This window comes from Catenulispora rubra (assembly GCF_015356825.1).
Taxonomy (GTDB): Bacteria; Actinomycetota; Actinomycetes; order Streptomycetales; family Catenulisporaceae; genus Catenulispora; species Catenulispora rubra.
Genome location: NZ_JAACYW010000003.1, coordinates 19,455 through 43,154 on the forward strand (window position 1 = coordinate 19,455; position 23,700 = coordinate 43,154).

14 protein-coding genes and 3 pseudogenes are annotated in these 23,700 nt (G+C 67.7%); 7 read left to right on the plus strand and 10 right to left on the minus strand.

The genetic code is table 11. From position 1 onward, the window contains the following. Positions 1-30 precede the first annotated feature (30 nt). A complete protein-coding gene (locus GWK61_RS02105) occupies positions 31-2,190 on the plus strand; it encodes an MGH1-like glycoside hydrolase domain-containing protein (RefSeq protein ID WP_194904301.1) in 2,160 nt (719 codons plus the stop codon). Between the two features lie 292 nt (positions 2,191-2,482). Here GWK61_RS02105 and GWK61_RS02110 read toward each other — a convergent pair whose 3' ends face one another. Together GWK61_RS02110 and GWK61_RS02115 are read right to left on the minus strand one after the other, a co-directional pair. Continuing rightward, entirely contained in the window at positions 2,483-4,945 is a 2,463-nt protein-coding gene (locus tag GWK61_RS02110) for a ricin-type beta-trefoil lectin domain protein (RefSeq protein ID WP_194904303.1), read from the minus strand. A gap of 221 nt (positions 4,946-5,166) precedes the next feature. After that, positions 5,167-5,634 carry a hypothetical protein gene (locus GWK61_RS02115; RefSeq protein ID WP_194904305.1) on the minus strand — a complete coding sequence of 156 codons (468 nt, stop codon included), beginning with the start codon at positions 5,632-5,634 and terminating at the stop codon, positions 5,167-5,169. Between the two features lie 416 nt (positions 5,635-6,050). Between GWK61_RS02115 and GWK61_RS02120 the strand changes: the two genes are divergently transcribed. The 5 genes from GWK61_RS02120 to GWK61_RS02140 all read left to right on the plus strand — a co-directional run bounded on the left by GWK61_RS02120 (position 6,051) and on the right by GWK61_RS02140 (position 13,445). Beyond that, entirely contained in the window at positions 6,051-7,061 is a 1,011-nt protein-coding gene (locus tag GWK61_RS02120; protein WP_194904306.1) for a LacI family DNA-binding transcriptional regulator, read from the plus strand. A 188-nt stretch (positions 7,062-7,249) separates the two neighbouring features. Beyond that, positions 7,250-10,204, plus strand: a complete 2,955-nt coding sequence (locus tag GWK61_RS02125) for a glycoside hydrolase family 2 TIM barrel-domain containing protein (RefSeq protein WP_194904308.1) — start codon at positions 7,250-7,252, stop codon at positions 10,202-10,204. A gap of 81 nt (positions 10,205-10,285) precedes the next feature. After that, complete coding sequence (locus tag GWK61_RS02130) at positions 10,286-11,605, plus strand: ABC transporter substrate-binding protein (protein WP_194904310.1); 1,320 nt, start codon at positions 10,286-10,288, stop codon at positions 11,603-11,605. Positions 11,606-11,612: 7 nt separating this feature from the next. After that, positions 11,613-12,581, plus strand: a complete 969-nt coding sequence (locus GWK61_RS02135) for a carbohydrate ABC transporter permease (RefSeq protein WP_194904312.1) — start codon at positions 11,613-11,615, stop codon at positions 12,579-12,581. Between the two features lie 18 nt (positions 12,582-12,599). Next, a complete protein-coding gene (locus GWK61_RS02140) occupies positions 12,600-13,445 on the plus strand; it encodes a carbohydrate ABC transporter permease (RefSeq protein WP_323747375.1) in 846 nt (281 codons plus the stop codon). Between the two features lie 306 nt (positions 13,446-13,751). Here the strand turns inward: GWK61_RS02140 and GWK61_RS55915 are convergent, their stop codons facing one another. From GWK61_RS55915 to GWK61_RS60510, 8 genes and pseudogenes are all read right to left on the minus strand, one after another. After that, positions 13,752-14,363 (minus strand): galactose oxidase early set domain-containing protein, encoded by a 612-nt coding sequence (locus GWK61_RS55915; RefSeq protein ID WP_228561614.1) that lies wholly within the window; start codon positions 14,361-14,363, stop codon positions 13,752-13,754. 35 nt (positions 14,364-14,398) lie between these two features. After that, entirely contained in the window at positions 14,399-16,228 is a 1,830-nt protein-coding gene (locus GWK61_RS02145) for a discoidin domain-containing protein (RefSeq protein WP_228561615.1), read from the minus strand. Positions 16,229-16,633: 405 nt separating this feature from the next. Then, positions 16,634-18,892 (minus strand): glycoside hydrolase family 95 protein, encoded by a 2,259-nt coding sequence (locus tag GWK61_RS02150; RefSeq protein ID WP_194904314.1) that lies wholly within the window; start codon positions 18,890-18,892, stop codon positions 16,634-16,636. Between the two features lie 19 nt (positions 18,893-18,911). Continuing rightward, a complete protein-coding gene (locus GWK61_RS02155; protein WP_194904315.1) occupies positions 18,912-19,556 on the minus strand; it encodes a LutC/YkgG family protein in 645 nt (214 codons plus the stop codon). 110 nt (positions 19,557-19,666) lie between these two features. Then, positions 19,667-19,852: pseudogene (locus tag GWK61_RS60505) on the minus strand ((4Fe-4S)-binding protein); the annotation flags it as partial. Positions 19,853-19,869: 17 nt separating this feature from the next. Next, positions 19,870-20,458: pseudogene (locus GWK61_RS55925) on the minus strand ((Fe-S)-binding protein); the annotation flags it as partial. 96 nt (positions 20,459-20,554) lie between these two features. Then, the gene (locus GWK61_RS02170; RefSeq protein ID WP_194904317.1) at positions 20,555-22,009 is read right to left on the minus strand and encodes a rhamnulokinase; all 1,455 of its coding nucleotides are present in this window, start codon (positions 22,007-22,009) and stop codon (positions 20,555-20,557) included. Further along, positions 22,006-22,221 (minus strand): annotated as a pseudogene (locus GWK61_RS60510) (bifunctional rhamnulose-1-phosphate aldolase/short-chain dehydrogenase); the annotation flags it as partial. The pseudogene GWK61_RS60510 and the gene GWK61_RS02170, both read right to left, overlap by 4 nt. Before the next feature lie 438 nt (positions 22,222-22,659). Between GWK61_RS60510 and GWK61_RS02180 the strand changes: the two are divergent. Further along, entirely contained in the window at positions 22,660-23,670 is a 1,011-nt protein-coding gene (locus tag GWK61_RS02180; RefSeq protein ID WP_194904319.1) for a LacI family DNA-binding transcriptional regulator, read from the plus strand. Positions 23,671-23,700 lie beyond the last annotated feature (30 nt).

Genomic DNA, 23,700 nt, shown 5'->3' on the forward strand with positions numbered 1-23,700 from the left:
CGCCGCGGTCCTGAAGCCAGGAAGATGATCATGTCCCGTTCATCACAGACCGCCGCCGCGCCGGCGCTCGCTGCCGGTCGCGTCGATCCGGCGGCCGCGGCGCAAACCGCTTCGGAGTCACCAGCTACGTTCGCGAACGTTCTGGATCTGCAGGGGGTGCCAAGCACGGCGCTGCCCGGGGATCCCACCAATAATGTGAATCCGATCGGAGTGTTCGCCGACCTCGGGGCGTGGCACGCCTATGCGCTGCCGAAGGCCGGGAACACCGCCTCGTACGGCGCGTTCACGGGGCCGTTGTACATCGCGCAGGAGTATCCGTGGTGGCTGAGCAAGGGCATCAGCCATCTAACGCTGTCCGAGGGCGGGCAGGCGATCGACCTGGCGAACGCGTTGAACCCGGCCTTCACCTCGCTGCCGGGCCTGCTGCGGCAGAGCTTCGACGTCGACGACCTGCGGGTCACGATGGAGCTGCGCTACGTCAGTAACCGGACGGCGATGGTGCAGGCGTTCGTGGAGAACACGAGCGGTCGGCCCCGGACGCTCGGCGCGGGGTGGACCGGGTCGCTGCTGCGGCCAGCTGATGAGCCGATCAAGAGCGCGCCGTCGTTGCAGGCGACAGCGACCGGCGTCGAGGTCGGGTTCGCAAAGGTGCGCCAGACGCAGGACTACCTCACCGATGGGACCGAGAAGTTCCAGGTGACACACGCCGAGCCGGTGACGACTTCGGTGGCCGACGATTCCTACACGACGACGCTGAACGAGCCACTGGCCCTGGAGCCCCACGGTAGCCGGGCCCTGACATGGACCGAGTCGTACACGTTCACCGCCTCGGACTACGCCGCCGAGCAGCCGGTCGTGGCCCGCACCCTGGCGGCGCCGTCGGCGGTGGCCGCGGCTGACGAGCAGCGCTGGCGCGGCTACGTCACTGCCGCCACGCGCGGCGTCCCCGTCGGGGAGCGGCAGCGGCTGGCGGTGAAGTCGGTCGAGACGCTGATCACCAACTGGCGCAGCCCCGCCGGGGCGTTGCGGCGCGACGGGGTGACGCCGTCGATCTCCAACAAGTGGTTCAGCGGCTTCTGGTCCTGGGACAGCTGGAAGCAGGCGGTCGGCACTGCGGTGTTCGACCCGGCCCTGGCCGAGTCGCAGATCCGCTCCATGTTCGACTACCAGGTCACAGCAGCCAGCCTGGACCGTCCGCAGGACGCCGGGATGATCCCGGACTGCATCTTCTACAACGACCCGGCGCACGGCGGCGGCAACTGGAACGAGCGGAACTCCAAGCCGCCGCTGGCCGCGTGGGCTGTGTGGTCGGTGTTCCAGCGCAACGGCGACGTCGGTTTCCTGGAAGAGATGTATCCGAAACTGGTGGCGTACCACGACTGGTGGTATCGCAACCGAGACCACGACCACAACGGGCTGGCCGAGTACGGCTCGACGGTGGACCCCGTGAACGTCACCGACGAGGACAAGCGGTTGGCCGCGGCGTGGGAGAGCGGGATGGACGACGCACCGCGCTTCGACGCGGCGCTGGGCACCGAAGTGGTGCCGAACACTGATGCTTCAGGGAACACTGTCGGCTACTCGCTGACCCAGGAGTCCGTCGATCTGAACTCCTACCTGGCCGCCGAGAGCGGTGTCCTGGCCCAGATCGCCGATCGCCTGGGCCGCCACGCCGACGCCGCCGGCTTCCAGGCCTCCGCCGCAGCGGTGGCGTCCGCGGTGCAGCAGAAGATGTACGACCCGGCCAGCGGCTGGTTCTACGACATCTCACTGGCCACCGGCGAACTGCTGACGGAACGCGGCCGCGGCATCGAGGGCGTGGTGCCGTTGTGGGCGGGCGTCGCCACGCCGGAGCAAGCGGCGGCCGTCCGCACGAATCTGGTGTCGCCGACGGAGTTCAACACGCATCTGCCGTTCCCGACGGTAGCGGCGAGTTCGCCGTACTACGAGTCGACCAGCTACTGGCGTGGCTCGGTGTGGATAGACCAGGCGTATTTCGCCATCGAGGGCCTGAAGCGCTACGGCTACACCGACGACGCGGCGGCGCTGGCGGACAAGCTGCGCGCGAACGCGGCCGGGATGCTGGGCGACGGTCCGCTGATGGAGAACTACGACTCGTCGGACGGCTCCGCGACGTGCTCTCAGGGGTTCAGCTGGTCGGCGGCCTTGTTGTTGGCGCTGGAGCACTGACCGTGTGCTGACACGGCGGCGATAGCAGAGAGCTGCAGGTCTGGCCGTTCTTGTACCGGCCGTCGCCTGCGGCTCCACTGCCCGCCCGAGAGCAGTCAAGCGCCGGACCGGTGACAGGGCGATCGGGATCCTGACACCGGTACGCCGCGCAAAATGCGGTGCTCGTTGGACGGTGGTCGTTGCGGCAGCGGAAGCCAGACCCCTTCTACAGGTCTGACTTCCGCCCTGGCTAAGATGGCCCCAGTGTGCCTAAGGACCGTCGCCGCTCAGCAACGTAGGTCAGCTGTGCCTGTCACTGCACAGCCCACTTCTGGTATGTGCCGCCGTTGCAGGTCTGGAGCGTGACCAGGGTGCCGTCGGCGCTCTGCCCGTCGGGAACGCCCAGACACAGTCCGGGCGCCGCCGGTGTGGTGATCGTGCTGTCGGGGTTGAGGACCCACTGCTGGTTGGTTCCGCCGGTGCAGCTCCAGATGGCGACCGGGCTGCCGCTCGTCTTGGCGCCGCCCAGGTCGTCCAGGCACTTAAGGTTGGTGCCGTTGTAGACCTGGATGGCGTTGCCGTAGGTGTGCGTCCACTTCTGGTTGCCGCCGCCGTTGCAGGACCAGATCTCGACCTGGGTACCGTTGGTGGTGCTGACGTTCGGGACGTCCATGCAGGTGTTCGACGCCGAGAGCACCAGTTGGCCCGTGGTCGATGGCGCGCCGACGCTGAGGGCGAGGTCGTCGGCGTGGCCGGCGGTCGTGTTGCCCGGCGCGTTCCACGCATAGATGGTGGCGCTGGTGTTGGTCGCGCCGGTGGTGAAGACGACAGTCTGGTCGGTGTAGGCGATGGTTTTGGCGCATCCTCGGGCTTCGGCGCCGCCGAAGTTCTTCACGCCGATGTATTCACACTGACCCGCGGTCCCGCTCTTGGCCCAGCCCGTGAGGGTGTACGTGGTCTTCGGGGTCAGGCCGGTGATGGTCTGCTCGGCACCGGCATTCGGCGGGGTCTGCACGGCGTAGCTGCCTGAGTGGGCGTTCCCGGCCACGACCGTGGAACCGCCGTAGCAGGTCCAGCCGGTGCAGTTCCCGGACTCGAAGCCGGCGTTCTTGATGACCTCCAGGCCGGTCGACGCCTCATAGGCGCCGATGTTGTGCGCGCCCGTCGTGGTGACAGGGTTGCCGTAGAAGTCACGGCTGCCCATGTCGCATCCGCTGATGCCGGCACACACGTTGGTTCCGGCACCGAACGCTGGCGAACCCGGAGCCAAGGCGTAGGCGAGCGAAGGCATGCCGACGCTGTCGCTTCCTGCCAGATTGAGCTTGGGATCGGCCGCCAGAGAGTGACTCTCCTGCCCGCTGCCGGCCTGATAGGCGGCCAGGCCACTGTAGGCCGTGCCGTTGTAGGTGAACGTGGGCGCCTTGCCGGAGTTGACGTAGTACAGGTTGTTGTCGAGCGTCACCGTGGAGGTGGCGTTCACCACCGCCAGCAGCGTGGAGTAGACGATGTTGTTCTTCACGATTGCGTGCGAGAGGGTGGGATCGCCGCTCTGCGTGAGCCACGGGTTACCGTTGCCGGGGTTGTGGTAGAAGGTGTTGTTGTAGATCTGGGTGGTGGTCGGCGCGCCGGCGTCGGTGACCAACAGCACGTCGGATGTGCTACTGCCCGAATCCTGCTGGTTGTTCGCGCAGACGTTGTACCGGAAGATGTTGTTGACGTCCAGATTGCTGTCGATGGTCGCGATGCAGTAGCCGTCGTTGTCGTGGCCGTAGCTGTACTGCACGACGTTGTTCTGGTTGCCGTTGTCGAACTCGAACGCACCGGCGTCATTACCGCCGGAGTGGTTGTTGTAGGACTCGCTGTACTGGACGGTGCAGTTGTTGCAGTACCACTGCCACAGACCTGAAGACGAGCCGTCGCAGCCGGTGGCGTTGTTCATGCGGCACTGCCCGGAGTCGTGAGCGACGCTGTGGGTGACCAGCGCGTTGTTCATCGCGGTGAGCAGGATGCCGTCACCGCCGACGTTGTAGGCGGAGGAGTTCTCAACGGTGAACCCCGACCCGAGGGTCGCGTTCGTCGGCGGCGTCGGCGATCCCATCGGGAAGGCGCCCCAGTATCCGCCCAGGAAGATTCCCTGCGAGACCTTGCTGTCGTGCGCGGTCACGCTGTCGATCACGACGTCGCTGATCGTCTCGCCCGCCACGTTCGGGTAGACATACACCTCTCCGTCCACGCCGCGCTCCTTCTGGTTGAAGGTCGCGCCGTGCACGTCCAGGTTGGTCAGGTGGAAGTGATGCAGGCTGGCGCTCGGCGTGTTGCCGGTGATGTACACGCCGAAGTGCACTCCGCCGACGATCTCCAGATTGCTGATGTCCCAGAAGGACTGATCGTTCAGCTCCACGGCAGCGTTGTCTGCGGACCCGTCGTTGATGACCGGCCGCGCGCCGGTCCCGTAGGCGTCCACTTTGATCGTCGCGCTCGAGGAGCCGGAGCCGGGGGCGTGCAACGCGCCGGTACACGTCGTTCCACGAGCGAACAGGATGCTGTCGCCGGGGCCGAACGTCGTGGCGTTGACCGATGCCAGGCTGTTCCACGGACTGCTTTGCGTTCCGGTGCCGTTCGTGCCCCGGGAGCAGTCCACGTAGTGCGCGGGGCCCGCAGCCTGCGCCGGGGCGGCCACGGCCAGCGTGAGATAGCCGACGGGAATCGCCAGGACGGCCACCAAGCCGACGAGCCGCCGGCGCCATCGGGCGCCGACGCGGTGTCTGTGCGACATCTGTCACTCCTTTGACAAATCAGTGATTACGGAAGCGCGATGCGGATAGCAGCGCACGTTGAAGGTCGAACTCTGCGATCGCCGTGGAGGCGCGCGGTTCGGTGGTCGGCGCGCGGTTCGGTGGTCGGCGCGCGGTTCGGTGGTCGGCGCGCGGTTCGGTGGTCGGCGCGCGGTTCGGTGGTCGGCGCGCGGTTCGGTGGTCGGCGCTCGCTGCGCCGGAATCAGCTGAGCTTGACGGTGATGATCTGGGCGGCTTGGGCGGTCAGGACGTAGGAGTCCCAGCGGGCGAGGACCGTTCCTTTGTCATCGACCAGCAGCGTCGTGGGCGCGCCGGTCACCTTGAACTGCCCAGCCCGGGTACGCCCGGGGTCACCGGTCAGGTGGATGTCTCCGAGTTGCCAGTCGTAGTAGGTGTTGGTCAACGCGTTCGTCGTCGCACCGCTCTCATCGACGATCTCGGCGGTCAGGCCTTTCGCGCCGTACTGGGCCAGCAGACTCGTGATCTCGACGGCTTGGCTGCGCGAAGGAGTCGCTGCGGTGTCCGGCTGGGTGGCCAGAAACGCCACCAGGTGGACTTTGCCCACCGGCTGGGGACGTCCGATGACGTTGGCCGCCTCGCCTGGCCGGGCTCGGGCCGAGGCGGCGCTGTGGTGCGGCCACCAAAGCAGGCCGGCCGCAGCCGCCGTCACAGCGAAAGCGCACGCCAGAACGGCCAGGCGTCGACGGCGCGGCCGCCGGCCCGTTCGCCCGGCAGAGGCTTGATAGAACACAAATCGCTCCTTCAACGGGTTGAAGGCATCGCTCACAGGAGGCGGTGCGATGCGGAACCTGATCGGTGTGCGTCTTGCGATCCCGTACTACGTTGACCGGTCTACGCTCTGTGGCGACGGACGTTAACGCCGCGTGTCCGCCTCGTCAAGCGTGGCGGCATCAGCCTCGACGCAATGTCCTGAGGTGCACGGTTTGCCCGCGAGAACGACAGAAGGCGCCAGGTCCGCATTGTCACTCGCCGATGATCCGACGCCGGATCTATTGACGAATCGGAAACCCAGGGGCTACGTTTCATTCCACTTCACGTGGACCGGTCAACGTAGAGAGGGATTCCATGGCGACGATGGCGGAGGTGGCCGCCCTTGCGGGGGTCACCAAGCAGACCGTCTCCAACGTGGTGTCCGGCAAGAAGGTGCGCCCGGACACGGCGGCGAAGGTGAACGCGGCGATAGCACAGCTCGGCTACAAGCCGAATCTGCTGGCCCGCTCGCTGGCCACCGGCGCCACGATGACGGTGGGGCTGTTCGTGCCGGTCGTGGCGAACCCGTTCTACTCCGAACTGGTGGAGGAGGTGGAGAACGTCCTGGTGCGCCACGGCTACAACTTGCTGCTGGCCACCACCCGCGATGACGGCGAGTACACCCGGCGGCATCTGGACATCCTCACGCGTCGCTCGGTGGACGCGCTGCTGGTCGCGGGCGACGCCGGCGTGATCGAGCAGCTGCCGACGCTGGCCACGGCGCCGTTTCCGGTCGTCTTGTTCGCCTGGGAGGTGGACCCGCCGGACACCTTGCCGGTGGTGTCGATCGACTACGAGCACGCCGGGTTCCTGGCCGGACGGCATCTTCGCGAGCTGGGCCACGAGAAGGTCGTCGTAGTAGCCGTCCTACCGGCGCACACACGCCGGATCGATGGGCTGCGTCGGGCCTTCGCCGCCGACGGCCTGACCATCGGCGACGACATGATCTTCGCCCGGACCACCGACGACCCGGCCGGAGGCTTCGCCGGCGCCGACGCCGCACTGGCGGCCCACCCGGACGCCACCGCGCTGTTCGCCACCCACGACATCCTCGCGCTGGGCGCGCTGCAGGCCGTCCAGGAATCAGGACGCCGGGTGCCCGAAGACATGTCGGTAGTCGGATTCGACGACATCGCCCAGGTGGGGCGGACCCACCCGGCGATGACCACCGTCGCCGTCCCCAAGCGCGAGATGGCCCAGCAGGCTGTCGAGTTGCTGCTGCGTTCCCTGGAGGCCGAGCGGCCGCCGACCAATGTGGTGTCGCTGCTGCGCCCGACCTTGGTCGTGCGCGACAGCAGCGCGCCGCCGCCGCGATCCGGCGACTGAACCATGCCCTCGCCCCGGCACCGCACACGGCACCGTCGATCGGCGCCGCGCGGGGCGGGGCGGACCACATCTTCTGCTGCACCAGGCCGATTGATCGGCCGACCCATGCCTTGTTCTGCCTTGTTCCCGCATCCCGCTGCCGCCGCCAGGGGCAACGGGCTTGGAGCCGAGAGGAAGCGCCCACACCGATGAGCGTCACCGACCCGAACGCCTACGTCGAAGACCGGTCGCCCGGAACCGGACGGCTGCGTCCCCGCGCCGCGTTCGCTTCAGACACCCCCGCGATCGCGCTCGACGGTGCTTGGTACTTTCGGCTGGCTGCCGGTCTGGACGACTTGACGCCGGACTTCACCGAGACTGATTTCGACGACACGGCGTGGGCCGCCCTGAGCGTGCCGTCGTGCTGGCAGCTTGCCGGCCTTCCTGGCACGCCGCGGTTCGGGACTCCCGCTTACACCAACATCGTCTTCCCATTCCCGGTCGACCCCCCGCGGGTACCGGAGCAGAATCCGACCGGCGAGTACCGACGTGCCTTTCAGGTGCCGGACGATTTCCCGGTCGACAGCGCTGTGCTCCGCTTCGAGGGGGTCGATTCGGCTTTCGCGGTATGGCTCAACGGGGTCCGGCTCGGCGACGGCAAGGGCAGCCGCCTTCCCACGGAGTTCGACGCCTCGGCTGACCTCCGTCCCGGACGCAACGTGCTGGCCGTACGGGTGCACCAGTGGTCGTCCGGCAGCTACCTGGAGGACCAGGACATGTGGTGGTTGTCCGGGATCTTCCGACCGGTGTCGGTGATCGCCCGGGGCGTCGAGGACTTCTTCGTCCGCGCCGACTACGATCACACCTCCGGCGCCGGGACGCTGTCCATCACGATGGCAGGCTCGGTAGCCGCACGGTTGTCCGTGCCGGAGCTGGACATCGCCGACGCCGACCCCGCCGGCCCACACTTCATCCAGCGCGTCGATCCCTGGTCGGACGAAGTGCCGCGGCTGTATGCCGGGGAACTGATATCGGGTTCCGGCGAGCGGATACCCCTGCGGATCGGCTTCCGGAGCGTCGCCGTCACCGACGGCGTCCTGACGGCCAACGGCCGACCGCTGACGTTCCGCGGTGTCAACCGGCACGAATGGCACCCGATGACCGGTAGAACCCTCGACCACGAGACGATGCTGGCCGACGTGCTGTTGATGAAGCAGCACAACATCAACGCGGTCCGCACCAGCCACTACCCGCCGGACGCCCGCTTCCTGGATCTGTGCGACGAGCACGGCCTGTGGGTGGTCTGCGAGGGCGACCTGGAAACGCACGGCTTCATATCCGGCGGCTGGCGCCGCAATCCCAGCGACGACCTCGACTGGCAGCCCGCTTATATCGACCGCACCCGGCGCATGGTCGAACGGGACAAGAACCATCCCAGCATCGTCGTCTGGTCGCTGGGCAACGAAGCCGGAACCGGCGCCAACCTGGCCGTCGCCGCCGCGTGGATCCGGGGACGGGACGACACCAGGCTCATCCACTACGAAGGCGACCACGAGAGCGCGTCGTACACCGACCTGTACAGCAAGATGTACCTCCACCTGGACGAGCTGGAGGCGATCGGCCGACACCGCGAACCGCGCACCCCGGACCCGGCCGATGACGCCCATCGCAGAAGCCTGCCGTTCATCATGTGCGAGTACGCCCATGCGATGGGCAACGGCCCCGGCGGGCTGGCCGACTATCAGGAGATCTTCGAGGCGCACCCGCGGTTGGCCGGCGGCTTCATCTGGGAGTGGATAGACCACGGCATCGTGCAGACCACAGATGGTGGAACACCGTTCTACGCCTATGGCGGTGACTTCGGCGAGGAGGTCCACGACGGCAACTTCGTCGCCGACGGCCTGGTCTTCCCCGACCGGACGCCCTCGCCGGGGCTTGTCGAATACAAGAAGGTGATCGAGCCGGTCCGGATCGCCATCGACGGCTCTGCGCGACGGATCGGCATATCCAACCTCTATCGGTTCCGCGACACCGGGCACCTGCGCTTCCAGTGGACGGCTGAGGCCGATGGCGTACCAGTCGGCTCCGGTGACGTGCCGGTGCCCCCGATCCCGCCGGGTGCTGGGATCGCGCTGTACTGGCCGGCCGAACTCGATGCGGCCGCCCATGCCGCGACCGAAGCCGGCGTCGGCGGCGAGCTGTGGCTGTCGGTGACTGCGAGCCTGGCCAAGGACGAGAGCTGGGCCGACACAGGGCATGAGATTGCCTGGGGGCAGGCGCAACTCTCTGCCAGTGTGAAAGCCGAGACCTCCACGCCCGCGCCCGCCGTTGCACGTGGCGGCGTCATCGAACTCGGCTCCGGGCGCTTCGACGCCCGCACCGGCACTTTGATCGGTCTCGGCGACCTGGAGCTCGACGGGCCGCGTCTGGACATCTGGCGCGCCCCGATCGACAACGACCTGCTCTACGTCTACGGGGAGCCCCAAGCCGTCGCCTGGTACGAAGCCGGCCTGGACCGCATGCGCCATCGGACCTTGAGCGTGGAAGCCGACGAGAACGGGCTGGCCGTATCGGCGCGCCTGGCCGCCGCCGGGTCCACCGCCGCGCTTGGCGTCGTATACCGGTGGAGCGCGTCCGCACCCGGAAGCAGCTTGCCGCCCCGGCTCAGGCTCCATGTCGCGGTCACACCTGAGGGCGACTGGCCGTTTCCCCTGCCGCGTCTCGGTGTCGCGATGTCTGTGCCGGGCACCGATGCCGACGTCGGGTGGTTCGGTCTCGGACCGGGCGAGGCATATCGGGACTCGCAGAGCGCCGCCCGCGTCGCCTGCTTCACCTCCACCGTCGCAGCGATGCAGACCCCTTACATCCGTCCACAGGAGAACGGCAACCGACGCCACGTTCGGCGCGCCCTGATCACCACCGGCGACGGCAGTCTGCTGATCGACGGCGCGCCCTATTTCGACCTCACTGCCAGACCCTGGGGCACCGCAGCTCTCACCGCCGCCGACCACACCAGCGAGCTTCGGCCCGATGGACGTATCCATCTTCACATCGACCACGCACACCACGGGCTGGGCAGCGCCTCATGCGGTCCGCAGCCGACGCCCCCACACACCCTCGCCGCCACGCCGACGTCGTTCAGCGTGGAGTTCGGCGTGGACTGATCGGCGGGTACACGCCCGCATCCCCACCTGCACCAAGGCACTACCGCTCCATAACGATTCCGTCAAAGAAGGGTACGAACCATGGTCAGCACCACCAGGCGCTCACGCGGCGTCCTGGCTCTCGCCACCGCGGCGGTATTCGTGGTTGGTGTCAGCGCATGCAGCAGCAACAGCAGCAGCTCCTCCACCTCCGGCGGCTCCGGGGCGAAGAGCAGTGGCCACTTCACCTACTGGTCGATGTGGCGGGCTGACGAGCCGCAGGGCAAGGTGATCAAGGCTGCGGTGGACGCGTTCACGGCGTCGACCGGGGTCAAGGTGGACCTGCAGTTCACGGGTCGTGATGTGCGCACCAAGATCGGTCCGGCGATCGCGGCGAACCAGGCTCCGGACCTGTGGGATCAGGGTTCGGACGTGATCTACGGGCAGACCGCCTCTGCCGGGCAGGCCCTGGATCTGACGCCGGTGTTGGGGATGCAGGTGCCCGGGGAGGGCAAGACCGTCGGCGACGTCGTCCCGGCCAAGTACCTCTCGGCCCTGCCGAAGGACCCGAACGGCGTCCAGAACTACGTCATCCCGTACATCGTCGACTCGGCGGAGCTCTTCTACAACGCCACCGACCCCGACGTCCAGGCCGCCATGACGACGCCGCCGACCACCTGGGACGACTTCATCAAGATCTGCGACACGCTCAAGGCCAAGGGCAAGCCGTGTCTGGCCTCCGAGGGCGAGGACGCGTGGACCAACGGGCTGGAGTTCGACTACCAGCTCAACGCCCAGGGGGTGAACTTCGCCGACCTCACCAACGACAAGACCGGCGCGGCCTGGGACAACCCGGCGGTGCTCAAGGCCGCGCAGGAGACCGAGCAGCTGGTCAAGGGCGGCTACATCGTCCCCGGCTACGACGCCACCAAGTCCCCGGCGCAGGAGACCGCCTGGGCCGGCGGCAAGGACGCGTTCTGGATGACCGGCAGCTGGGCCACCTCCGAGACCGGCAAGGAAGTCGCCTCGACCTGGAAGTACGGCGCCATGCTGCCGCCCGGGGTGACGGCCCCGGACTCGATGACCTTCGGGTTCTCGATCCCGAAGAAGGCCAAGAACGCCACGGCGGCTGAGCAGTTCATCGCCTACTTCCTCCAGAAGCAGAACATGGCGAACCTCGCCTCGACCTCGGACAGCATCACCGTGCGGTCCGACGTGCCGGCCCCGGCCGACCTCACAGACGTGCAGAAGGCTCTGGACGCCAACACGGTCCGGCTGACCTACGACGGGCAGGCCGGGTCGGTGATGGACAAGGCGTTCAGCCCGAACTTCCTGGACCTGTGGCACGGCAAGATCACCGCGGAGCAGTTCGTGGCCAAGACGAAGGCCGCGCAGATCTCCTACTGGAAGACGCAGGGCTGAGATCACCATGACCGCGCTCACCACGGAATCCCCCCGGGCCCACGGCGCCCGGGGGGATTCCCTCCGCGCCCGCCGCAAGAAGCACTCACCGCTGGAGCAGCAGCGCCGGCGGATGTTCTGGCCCTTCGCCGCGCCGGCACTGCTGGTCTACACCGTCATCTTCCTGGTGCCGATCGGATATGCGGCCTGGACGTCCCTGTACAAGTGGGACGGCATGGGCCCGAAACGCTGGCGCGGATGGAAGAACTACCAGATCCTGTTCGACGACCCGTACTTCCGGTCCTCGCTGACGAACACGCTGAAGATCCTTTTCATCGGCGGCGGCTGCACCTTCGCGATCGCCTTCGCATTGACGCTGGTGCTGCGGGAGATGACCGGCCGGCTGTTCGCCCGCTCGGTGATCTTCTTCCCGTGCCTGGTCAACGCGATGGTGTTCGGAATCCTGGCCGGATTCCTGTTCTCCCCGGACGGCCCGGTCAACCAGATTCTGCACGGCATCGGAATCAGCACTCCCCCGAAATGGCTGTCCACCGACAACCTGCTGCCGATGATCATCGGTACCCTCATCTGGACCGCAACCGGCTACTACACCGCGATCATCATGGCCGCGGTCGACCAGATCCCCACCTACCTGTACGAGGCCGCCGAGTTGGACGGCTGCAACGCCTTCCAGCGATTCCGGCACGTCACGCTTCCGATGGCCTGGGACGTCATCAGCGTGTGCGCGGTGCTGTGGACGGTGTCCTCGGTGAAGATCTTCGAGCTGATCCTGGTCTACGGCGGTTCGAACAGCGGAGCGGCCCCGCCCGCGGCCTCCTGGAACACCGCCATGTACGTGTACGAGGAGGCCTTCCCGCCGCAGTCCACCCCCGAGCTGGGCATGGCCACCGCGGCGGCGATCGTCTCCCTGGTCATGGTCGCCCTGTTCACTGTCATCCTGCGCCGCATCATGCGCCGCGCCGCCGTCGAATACTGAGAGAGGGGCAACTCCACCGTGAACACCAGACGCAAGGCGACAGGGCCGGCGATGCGGGTCGGCACCGCCATCGTGTGGACGATCGTGGCCGCCGACCTGGCCCTGCTCGCCTGGGTCGCCGTGACCTCGCTCCGTCCCAGCAGGGACATCCTGCACCACCCCTTCGGGCTGCCCACCACCCCGAAACTGTCCAACTACAGCACCGCCATCCATGACGGCGGTTTCGGACAGGCCGCACTCAACAGCGTCATCAACGCCACCGTCTCCTCCGCTTTGGCGATCGCCCTGGCCGCACCCTGCGCCTACGCCCTGGCCCGCCGCCGCACCCGCACTTCCTCGGCCCTGACCATGGCATTCGCCATGGGGCTCGGGGTACCCGGCCAGGTGCTGATCGTGCCGATGTTCATCGGACTGGCCAAGGCCAACCTGGTCGACACCCACACCGGCCTGATCATCGTCTACACCGGCCTGGCCATGCCGTTCACCGTCTACCTGCTCACCGGCTTCTTCGCCGGCGTCCCCGCCGTCCTGGAAGAAGCCGCCGTCATCGACGGTGCCAAACCCCTGCGCACCTTCCTGCAAGTCATCGTCCCGGTCGCCCGCGGCGGCCTGATCACCGCCTTCCTGCTGCAGTTCATCGGCGCCTGGAACGAGACCCTGTTCGCCTTGGTCCTCACCCACTCGCAAAACAAGATCACCCTGCCGGTCGCCCTGAACGACTTCCTGGCCACCCAACAGATGAACGGCCTGGACTACGGCACCATGTTCGCCGGGATCTGCATCATCCTGGTCCCCATGCTCGCCCTGTTCACCTGGCTCGGCACCCGCATCATCCAGGGCATGACCGTCGGGATCGGCAAGTAGGGCAGCGCTCTGTCCCCATCGCCTGGGCTGTCGGCGGAGCACCGCGCCGCGCCGGGCATGGGCCTTCCGACCCAGAGCCCTGGAATCAGTGGCCGTTTTCAGGACTCTGTCTTGCGGTTCGGAGCGGCGCGGTAGCACGTCAGCCTCGCTGCAATCGAGACAGTACCGGGCAGTCGCATCGGTTGTTCTCCACTGCCTTGGCAGTCGGCAGACCCCGGCCTGGCGAACACGTGCCTCCTCAAGGTACGAACGTACCCGCGCTCCTCGTCACGACGGAGCGGGGCACGTTCGCGGCACCGAGAACCGTCAGTGGACGTTCACCATCGCTGCGACGCTCGGCACGCCGTTCTGGTCCATCGCGAACAGCATGTAGTTCCCGGGCAGGGCGACGCCGGGATCGGCCGGAATCGCCAGGAAGTATCCGGTGCCCGAACTCCCCGTGATCGTCAGGGGGACCCGGCGCTGGTCGTTGTCCACCGAGTGCGTCGACTCACCGGTGCGCACCAGCGCGAAGGAGACGACGGGGCGGTCGGTGGACACCGTGATCGTGCTGCCCAGCGACGCGCTGGCGGGCGCCGTGGTGATCGTCGGGCGTGGCTTGGCGGAGCCGTCGGCGTTGAGCAGGTACGGGGGCGTGAAGATCGTGCCGTCGGGGTGGTTGGTGGTGCACGTGCCGCACAGCCCTCCGCCTCCGGAGAAGACCCGGCCGTCGGGCAGCAGCACGGCGACACTGTGGTAGTTCCTGGGTATCGGTATGGTCGCCATCTGTGTGAAGGCGCCGGTAGCCGGGTCCCACAGCTCCGGTGTCATGACGGACTGGTTGTCGCTGAACGGGACCGGGTAGGCCTGGCCGCCGACCACGAGAACCTTGCCGTCGGGCAGGACGACGCTGTTGGCGAACGATCGCGCGAAGGACATGTCGCCGGTGCGGGCCACCTGCGGCTGGCCGGAGGTCAGGTCGATCTGTAGGCCCGGTTGGTGGCGTCGGCATCCGAGTACGCTGTGGCGCCGCCGAGTGTCAGTATCTTGTTGATGTCATAGGCCACGGCGTTGCCGTTCATCGCGTCCGGGCTGTCGCCGCGTCGGCCCGCAGGGGTGATGGTGCCCGCCCCGCTGGTGTCGATCCAGTTCATGGCGGAGCTGGGGCCGGCCTGCAGGACGCGACCGTTGGAAGTCGCGTACAGCCACATGTGGTTGTCCTGGCGGTAGATGCCCTTCGGGTCGTTGGTCAGGGCCGGAGTGTCCGGCACGCCGGGCAGCAGGTTCCAGGTGTCGCTGGTATGCGACCAGATCTCACCGTTCTTGCCGCCGAGCGGGCCGTTCCAGGAGCCGCCGAGGACGAACACGTCGCCGTCGGACAGTGTGGTCATGGCCTGGTAGCCGCGGGGGATGTTCATCTCCGGGCCGGTGGCCCAGGTGTCGGTCGCCGGGTCGTAGATGCTGGTCTTGGCCGCGTCGTCGCCGCCGGTGACCATGACGCGGCCGTCCGGGAGCACGGCGATGCCGGGGCAGAACATGTCGTGGTCGGTGTTGGTGACGGTCCGCTGCGATACCGCGCCGGTCGCCAGGTCCAGGATCGCGGTCTGTGTCATCCCCGTGTTCTGGCGGTAGGACAGATCGCGGTAGGCAGACCAGACCAGCAGCTTGTTGTTCGGAAGCAGCGCGGCGGCCACGGGGACCAGCGGGAAGCCGATGACGCTGCCCCAGGAACCGGTCAAGGCCGGGTTCTCGCCCAGGATGTTGATCTCGGCGGCCGAGCTCCACGGCCCGCGGTTGCCCGCCTCCGACAGCGCCGTCAGGCGTACGTAGCGCGCCGGCACGACCGCGCTGAACGTCGCAGTCTTCGTCGTCGCGTCGTCCGGCCAGGTACCGGAGGCCACCTGGGTGAACGTCGTGCCGTCCAGACTGGTGCTGACCGTATAGGAGCCGATCGTGCCGTTGCTCGTTCCGATGCCGCCCCGGGGACGTGGCGTGTAGAGCAGGGCGCCGACTTGCTGGGTCTGGCGCATGTCGATCTGGATCCAGTGCGGCAGCGGGGTCGGCGTGGGCGTGTAGAGGCTGTGCCAGAAAGTGTTCGGGTTGCCGTCCAAGACGTTGGCGGCCCGGCCGTCCTCCTTCGTCGTCTCCTGATCGCTGGCAGTCGCGCCCCAACCGGTGCGCGGCATTTCGGTCAGTGTCGGAGCCGTCGTCCCGGGATCGCCCAGCAGGTTGATCTCGCCGGCCGAGCTCCACGGGCCGCGGTTGCCGGCCTCGGACAGCGCGGTCAAGCGCACGAAGCGGGTCGGCTGCGGCGCGAAACTCAGGGTCTTGGCGGTCGCGTCGTCCGCCATGGCGCCGGAGATGACCGGAGCGCTCCAGGCGGTCCCGTCCATCGACAGCTCGACGGCGTAGGAGCCGATCGTGCCGTTCCCGCCCCCGGCGCGCGGGGTGTAGACCAGTGCCGACACGATCTGCGTCTGGTGCATGTCGATCTGGATCCAGTGCGGCAGCGGGGTCGGTGTGGGCGTGAAGAGGCTGTGCCAGAAAGTATTCGGACTGCCGTCCAGGACGTTGGCGGCGTGGCCGTTCAGCGCCGTGGTCTCCTCGTCGCTGGCGGTCGCGGTCCATCCGGCCCGGGACAGGACCGGCGCCCGCGCCTGCATCGCCGACGCCGGTATCACCGTGTCCATGCTGTGCGTCGCGGCCATCGAGTCGACCGCCGACGCCGGCGGCGCCGTACGGTGAGCGTTCGTTGGCGGGCCGCCGCCGACGAGTGCAACCAGCCCCAGCAGGAAGGCCGCCATGGACGGAAGTAATAGGGACATTGTCTTGCGGCTTATTCGTCGATGCATCGTTCCTCTTTCACGAGCCAGGTGACAGCGCATTGGTGGCAGTGCGTTTGCGACAGTATCCTGATCTCGTGACCGCGAAATTACGATACAACAGTATTCGGGGCTTGGTATTGCGTCGACGTGAAGCCTCGTGGCATGAAGCGGAAGCCCTGAACTGTGGGAACTTTGATAATTGGATTTCGAGAGATCCGCCTGGCGAGACGAACGAGGTATGGCATCAGAAGAGCCTGGCGCGACCTGGCATACCGCTATGAGAAGACACCCGACGGCTCTATGGCGGGACTTCAGCTACGCGGATCGCTTATCTGGATCCGCGGCCTCCGCCCCGCCACATGACGCAACTCCATACGACCGCCGTCAGAACGTGATCCGATGCGTGCTACCGGCCTCGACTTCCAGACTTGTGACCTGCTCTCCGTATCGCACGGTGCACGACCCGGCGGCCTTGGCGGTGATGACGGCCGAGTCGAGCTCGCCGTCGGTCCACGCCAGATCCACGACGAACCCACCGCGCGCGCACAGCCCGGTCGCAAAGCCCGTCGCCCAGCTCTGCGGCAGTGCGGGCAGCAGCTCGATCTCGCCGGTATGGCTCTGCAGCACCAGCTCGATCATGGCCAGCGGCACGCCCATCATGTCGCCGACCTGGACCTGCTCGTGGGCCTCGACGAACACGTTCGGCCAGACGTGCTCGAAGTACTCGTGCGTCATCAGCTCCAGGGCGCGGTCGCCCTGCTTCAACCGGGCCAGCATGCACGCGACCCAGCCCAGGCTCCAGCCCTGCGCGTGGTAGTCGTGGGAGAGCCGGTAGTCCAACGACGCGGTGACGGCCTTCGCGAGCTCTGGATTCTCGCGCAGGGTGATCCGATTGCCGGGCATCATCCCCCACAGATGCGAGAGGTGGCGGTGGCCCGGCTCGGATTCCTCATAGTCCTCCGGCCATTCGCGCAGGCGTCCGTCAGGTGCGATCGTGGGGAGGGCGAGGCGCTCCATCGCGGCCTGGACCTCGCGCGTCTCGTCGTCGTCGATGCCGAGTTCGCGGCACGCCTCAAGGAAGTCGCGCAGCGAGTTCCAGGCGATCTCCTGATCATGCGACGCCCCCATCGCCAAGCTCGCCTTGCGGCCGTCGGGCAGCAGGAAGAAGTTCTCCGGCGAGGCAGTCGGCCCGGACACGAGACTGCCGGTCTTCGGTTCCGGCACCAGCCAGTCGACCCAGAACAAAGCGTTGGCTCGAAGGATGGGCAGCCCACGGTGTGCGAGGAACTCGCGGTCCTGCGTGAAGCGGTAGTGCTCCATGGCGTGTTGTGCGCACCACGCGCCGCCTGCGACGTACATGCCCCACACCGCTTTCTGGGCCGGTGCGGTGTACATGGACGCGTCGGTCCGGAGGCTGCCGACGAAACCCCGATCGGTTCCGAGCATCACCCGGGCCGTCTTCTGGCCGTTGCGCCCCAGGTTCTCGGTGAGCGTGAACAGCGGTTCGTGGCACTCGGCCAGGTTGCCCTGCTCGGCGAACCAGTATGCCTGCTGAACGTTGATGTTCAGATGCCAGTTGGACCGCCAGGGCGCCTTCATCAGCGGATTCCAGATGCCCTGGAGGTTCATCGCCATGCCGCCGGCCCGCGACGCCGAGATCAGGATGTACCGGCAGTAGGCGAAGTAGACGCTGAGCAGTTTCGGATCGCCCGCGCCGTTGGCCGCCTCGGCGACACGCCTGTCGATCGGGGCGTCCGAGCACGGCGGGGCGGCGATCTGCAGCGCGCTGCTGCGGTAGAGCTGCTGGTAGTCAGCCACGTGATCCGCTTTGAGCTGCGCGAAGGACTTCGTACGAGCGGCGGCCAGCCGACCCTCGCATTCAGCCATCCGATCACGCCGGCTGGGCACTTCCGGTCGGTGGAGGTCGTAATCCGTGGCCACTGCAAGAAACAGCGTCACTCCGTCGGCGCCGCAGACTTGGAGTCCGTCGGCCGCGGCGACGACGTCGCCGCCGTTCGCGACCACGCCGACCAGCGCGTCGAAGCTGACACCCGGATATCTGCCCCCTGACGCGGACACCCGACCGGACAGGCGCAGGCAGTCGCCCCAGACCGTCATGGCCGCGTCGGCGGGGCGGTCGAGCGAGGCCGAGAACGAGATCGCGCCCGGCTCGTCGGCGGTGAACCGGAGCACCATGACCTGATCGGGTGCGCTCACGAAGGCCTCTCGGCGATAGCCCGTTCCGCCGCGCTCGAAGCTCGTGCCGACCACGGCCCGGTCGTAGTCCAGTTCGCGCCGATAGCCGGTCACCTCGCCGGCAGACCCGTGGCGCAGCCGGAGGAATCCGAGCGGCTGGTAGCAGCGGTCTTCATCAGGATCGGGGTGGAGGAACTCCCGTTCGCACAGTTCCTCCGCCTCCACCGGCTTGCCGGCGAAGAGCAGTTCACGCATCTGGGCGATCAACTGCGGGCCGCGCGGGTTGTCCAGGTCCTCCGGCGGCCCGCACCATACGCTCGCTTCGTTCAAGAGCACGAGTTCTTCCTCGACACCGCCGAAGATCATTCCACCGATCCGGCCGTTGCCGATGGGGAGCGCGGATGTCCAGTCCCCGGCCGGAGCGTCATACCAGAATGGACTTGTCATGAATGTGTCTCCTTCAGATTCAGCTCATCGCCGGGATGACGTCCAACCGCCGCGGACCGTGCACACCCTCGACCCGCTCGAACTCGATGTCGCGGGTCGCCGACGGCCCCGAGATCCACGTCAGCGGGCGCCCGGGGTCCAGACGCCGGAGCGCGAGCGGCACGGAAGCCGCCACCTGGTCCGGGACGCGCACCACGCAGATGTGATGGTCGGGTATCAGGGTGATGCGGCGTCGGCCCTGGCCGGGGCCGCCGTCGAGAACGATCCTGCCGGTCTCGGCGATGGCGAGGGCGCTCGCGGTCACGACGCTGTCCACGAGGTCGAGCTCGGCCGCGGTCCTCGAGGCGTCGTCCGGCACGAGCTCGGCGTTGGCCGCCGCCGTCCACTCCGGCGGCAGACCTTCGGGCACCACCGCCTGCCGCGCGCCGCGATCAGCCAGCAGTCTGGCTATGAGCGCCGGGAGCGCGGCACCGGCCGTGTGGTAGAAGTTCGCCCGGTAGTCGGCGAGGTTGTCGGCCAGCAGGTCCACGAGCTCGTCCAGGTCGCGTGTGCCATGCTCGCGAAGACAGCGCCGCTCGACGTCGTCGATGTGGTTCGGTCCGGTGGCGGGAACCCGGGTCAGGGCGTTCTGGATGCGGCCGAGGATCAGCCCTCTGCTGCTCACTTGATGCCTGCCTTCCACGGCCGCGACTGCTTCCACCAAGCGCGGAACATCCGTGCCGGTACCTGTGGCAGGTCGCGTTCCGCGGTCCAGGCCCGACCGGGGCCTGGAAGCCGTTTAGGGTGCTGGAGTTTGTGGTCCTTGACCTGCTTTCCGGCTTCCCGGAGTTCGGACCAGTCGGAGAGCTCCGCGACTGCCTTGGCGCGCTTGTCGCGGATGGTGTAGGTGGCGTGGCGCGGGTTCCCCAGCAGGGTGGTGTCGCGAACCGCCACTCCGGCGGCCTTCGGGAACGCGGGCATGGCGAGGTAGGTACCGTTCACGCGAAGACCTCCTCATGGTTGCCCGCCAGGATCTCGGCGATATGAACCGGACGCATGCCGACTTCCAGACGCGACATCACACCGCCCAGATGCATCAGGCAGGAGTTGTCCGCCGCACAGAGCACCTCTGCACCGGTCGAGACGGCGGCGCGTACCTTGTCCGTCGCCATGGCGACCGAGACCTCGGGGTTCTTCACCGCGAACGTGCCACCGAAGCCGCAGCGCTCTTCTGCTCTCGGCAGCTCCGCCAGCACCAGGCCCTCGACCGCCTCCAGCAGGCGACGCGGGCGATCACCGAGCCCGAGGCCGCGCAGCCCGTGGCAGGTCGGGTGGTAAGTGACGATGTGCGGGTAGTACGCGCCGACGTCGGTCACTCCGAGCACGTCCACCAGGAATTCGGTGAGCCCGAACGTCCGCGGTACGAACTCGGCGAGGGTCTGGGCGAGGTCGGTACCGCCCCGCGGCGTCGGCCCGCGCACCCATACGCGGGTAGAGCTCACGCACCATCGCCACGCACGACCCGGACGGCGACACGATCGCGTCGTAGCCGACGAAGACTTCGGCGAAGCGCCGGGCGAGCGGTTCGTCAGGAACAGGGCGACACGCACGGCGCTCCTTCGTAGTGATCTGGTGAGACCTCCGGACGGGCCGCCTACGGGGGTTCGGGGCCCGTCCGGAGGCTCATTGCCGGGCGATCCGTTCAGCCGCGCCCCTCCAGGCGGCAGAATCACCCGACGGTTCGTACCGCGTCAGCGGCTGCGCACGGGCCACCAGCGACCGCATCGCGGCACGATCTCCGACCAGGCCCAGCGAGCGGGCCTGGACGAGCACATTGCCCAGCGCCGCGGCCTCGGCGGGGCCGGCGACCACCGGCAGTCCGCAGGCGTCGGCGGTGAGCTGGCACAGCAGGGCGTTGCGAGCGCCGCCGCCGACGAGATGGACGACGTCGACCGGGTGGTCGGCCAGCGTCTGCACCTCGACGATCGCACGGCGGTGGGCGAGCGCGAGGGAATCCAGGATGCAGCGGGTGAACTCCCCCAGGCTCACCGGCACCGGCTGGCCGGTGGCACGGCACGCGTCGGCGATGCGCTCGGCCATGCGGCCGGGTGCGAGGAACACCGGGTCGGAGGCATCCACGACCGAACGCAGCGCCGGTACGTCAGCGGCATCACGAAGCAGCGGCCCGACGTCGTGCGGGTCCCAGTCCCATTCCCGCATGCACTCCTGCAGGAGCCACAGCCCCATGATGTTGCGCAGGTACCGGACAGTGCCGTCGATGCCGAGCTCGTTGGTGAAGTTCGCCACGCGACCGGCCTCGGAAAGCACCGGCGCGTCGAGCTCCACCCCGGCCAGCGACCAGGTTCCGGTGCAGATGTAGGCGAAGCGCTCGGCTTCGCCTGCGGGGACCGCGACCACCGCCGAGGTGTCGTGCGATCCCACCGCCGTAACCGGAACCACTCCCCGAAGCCCTGCCTGCTCCAGAACCTCGGGCAGGACCGTCCCCGCCGGATCGCCAGGTCGGCGCAGCGGCGGGAACAGGCCGAGGTCGATGCCCAACTCGGCGGCGATCGAGGAGGCCCAGTCGCAGGTGTGCGGATCGATCAGCTGCGTGGTCGAGGCGTTGGTGAGCTCTGTGCCCGCGATGCCGGTGAGCCCGTAGGCGATCAAGTCGGGGATCAGCAACAACTGACTCGCTGCCGCCAACTGCGCCGAACCCTGAGCCGCCACGAGCTGATACACAGTGTTGAAGGGTGCGTACTGAATGCCGGTGGCTGCGTAGAGCTGCCGCACCGGGATCGTCGCCCAGACCTTCTCGGCGACACCTTCCGTGCGGGCATCCCGATAGTGCACCGGATTGCCGATCAGCTGCCCGTCGGAGTCCAGCAGACCGTAGTCCACTGACCAGCTGTCGATTCCGATCGAGTCCAGGTGATCGGCGGCTCGCAGTCCCTCCAGCACCCCGGAGTACAGCGACAGGATGTCCCAATGCAGGGTGGAGCCGACGCGGACCGGCACGTTCGCGAAGCGGTGCGCCTTCTCCAGCGCCAGCGAGTCCGGACCGACGCGGCCGACCATCACGCGTCCGCTGGACGCACCGAGGTCGACGGCCGCGACCGTTTTCGAGGTCGTGCTCATCGCAGGAACGCCGCCGCGACGCCCGCGTCGACGGGGATGTGCAGGCCGGTGGTGTGCGTCAGGTCGCCGCAGGTCAGTGCGAACACGGCGTTCGCGACATGCCCGGGAAGCACCTCGCGCTTGAGGATGGTGCCCTTGGCGTAGAACTCGCCGAGCTTGTCCTTCTCGATCCGGTAGACCGCGGCGCGCCGCACGCCCCAGCCCCCGGCGAACCGGTCGGGGAGCACCTCGATCTCCAGAGCCCCGCCGTTGACGAGGCGCATCAGCCGCGTGCCGCGCGCGGGCCCGTCGTCGACGGTGAAGCTGTCGACCCGGGACACCTGCCCGAGCCACCCGATGCCGTCGCGGGGAACCGCTGTCCGGGCGGCGGCGGGGACCCCCTCAGGCTTCGTCACTTGCCACCCCTCAAGATCGAAACAGCGCTTGGTTCAGTGAACCTATGCGCAATATTAGCAGTGATCGCACGGGTGTACTAGACTTCTGAGCGAACAAGGGTCGCCATGACATCGAGCGTTCGGGACGACGGGGAGACGTGGTCTAGGCCAGTACGTTCGTCTGAACAGGGAAGATGTCAGCGATTGGATCCTCGGGTGCAACCAAATCCGGCGATCTATGTTCAATGAACCCGTATCGCGCCTATCATGCATGCCATGGCCACGATCCACGATGTCGCACGGCGCGCGGGGGTATCCGCGGGCACCGTGAGCAACGTCTTGAACCGCCCGAGTTATGTGGGCGCCCAGACACGCGAACGGGTGCTGGCGGCGATGGCCGAGCTCGACTTCGTGCCCACCAAGACCAGGCGCCAGTTCCGGGCCGGCCGCGAGCGGACGCTCGGGTTGGCGATCGCCGACTTGGGCAACCCGTTCTTCGCCGACATCGCGCTGGGCGCGGAGGCGGCGGCGAAAGAGCTGGGCGTGGGCGTTCTCATCGTCCACAACGGGGAGGACCCGTCGCGCGAGGAGCAGAACCTGGATCTGCTCATCCAGCAGCGGGTCCACGGGATCATGATCGTGCCCGTCGACGTGCGCAACAAAGGCCTGGAGAGCCTGATCGAGCGCGGTACACCGCTGGTCTATGTCGACCGCATCTCGGGGGACCACCCCTGTTGCCATGTCGCGAGCGACGACTTCAAGGGCGGACTGCTCGCCGGCGAGCACCTGCTCGGGCTGGGCCACCGCCGGATCGCCTTCATCGGCGAGGATCCCATCTCCGTACAGGTCCTGCAGCGAGCGCAGGGTCTGTACGCCGCGGTCGAGCGAGCCGGATTGCCACCGGAGTCCGTGGAACGCCTGCCGGCTACGTGGACCGTCGAAGAGGGGCGCCGGGCCGGACAGTTGCTGGCCGATCGCGATCCGGAGGAGCGGCCCACCGCCGTCTTCTGCGCGAACGACATGCTGGCTCTCGGAGTCCTCCAGGAGGTCGTGCGCCACGGGGTCCGGGTGCCCGAGGACCTCTCGATCGTCGGCTTCGACGACCTCATATGGGCCGGAGCGTCGCTGGTCCCGTTGACGACCGTGTGGCGGGCCCGCCAGCGTCTGGGCTGGACCGCCGTGCGGATGCTGATGGACGAGATCTCCGAGCCGGCCACCCATGTGCACGAGCACTCGCTGTTCGCCCCCGACCTGATCGTCCGGGAATCGACCGAGAAGCCCCGCTGACGCCGGTCCTCGAGACTGAACGTGGACCGG

Bases quoted from the DNA above. Each gene is read 5' to 3' on its own strand.
- GWK61_RS02105 (WP_194904301.1), top strand. From the start codon at position 31: ATGTCCCGTTCATCACAGACCGCCGCCGCGCCGGCGCTCGCTGCCGGT.
- GWK61_RS02110 (WP_194904303.1), bottom strand. From the start codon at position 4,945: ATGTCGCACAGACACCGCGTCGGCGCCCGATGGCGCCGGCGGCTCGTC.
- GWK61_RS02120 (WP_194904306.1), top strand. From the start codon at position 6,051: ATGGCGACGATGGCGGAGGTGGCCGCCCTTGCGGGGGTCACCAAGCAG.
- GWK61_RS02125 (WP_194904308.1), top strand. From the start codon at position 7,250: ATGAGCGTCACCGACCCGAACGCCTACGTCGAAGACCGGTCGCCCGGA.
- GWK61_RS02130 (WP_194904310.1), top strand. From the start codon at position 10,286: ATGGTCAGCACCACCAGGCGCTCACGCGGCGTCCTGGCTCTCGCCACC.
- GWK61_RS02135 (WP_194904312.1), top strand. From the start codon at position 11,613: ATGACCGCGCTCACCACGGAATCCCCCCGGGCCCACGGCGCCCGGGGG.
- GWK61_RS55915 (WP_228561614.1), bottom strand. From the start codon at position 14,363: ATGTCCTTCGCGCGATCGTTCGCCAACAGCGTCGTCCTGCCCGACGGC.
- GWK61_RS02145 (WP_228561615.1), bottom strand. From the start codon at position 16,228: ATGGCGGCCTTCCTGCTGGGGCTGGTTGCACTCGTCGGCGGCGGCCCG.
- GWK61_RS02150 (WP_194904314.1), bottom strand. From the start codon at position 18,892: ATGACAAGTCCATTCTGGTATGACGCTCCGGCCGGGGACTGGACATCC.
- GWK61_RS02170 (WP_194904317.1), bottom strand. From the start codon at position 22,009: ATGAGCACGACCTCGAAAACGGTCGCGGCCGTCGACCTCGGTGCGTCC.
- GWK61_RS02180 (WP_194904319.1), top strand. From the start codon at position 22,660: ATGGCCACGATCCACGATGTCGCACGGCGCGCGGGGGTATCCGCGGGC.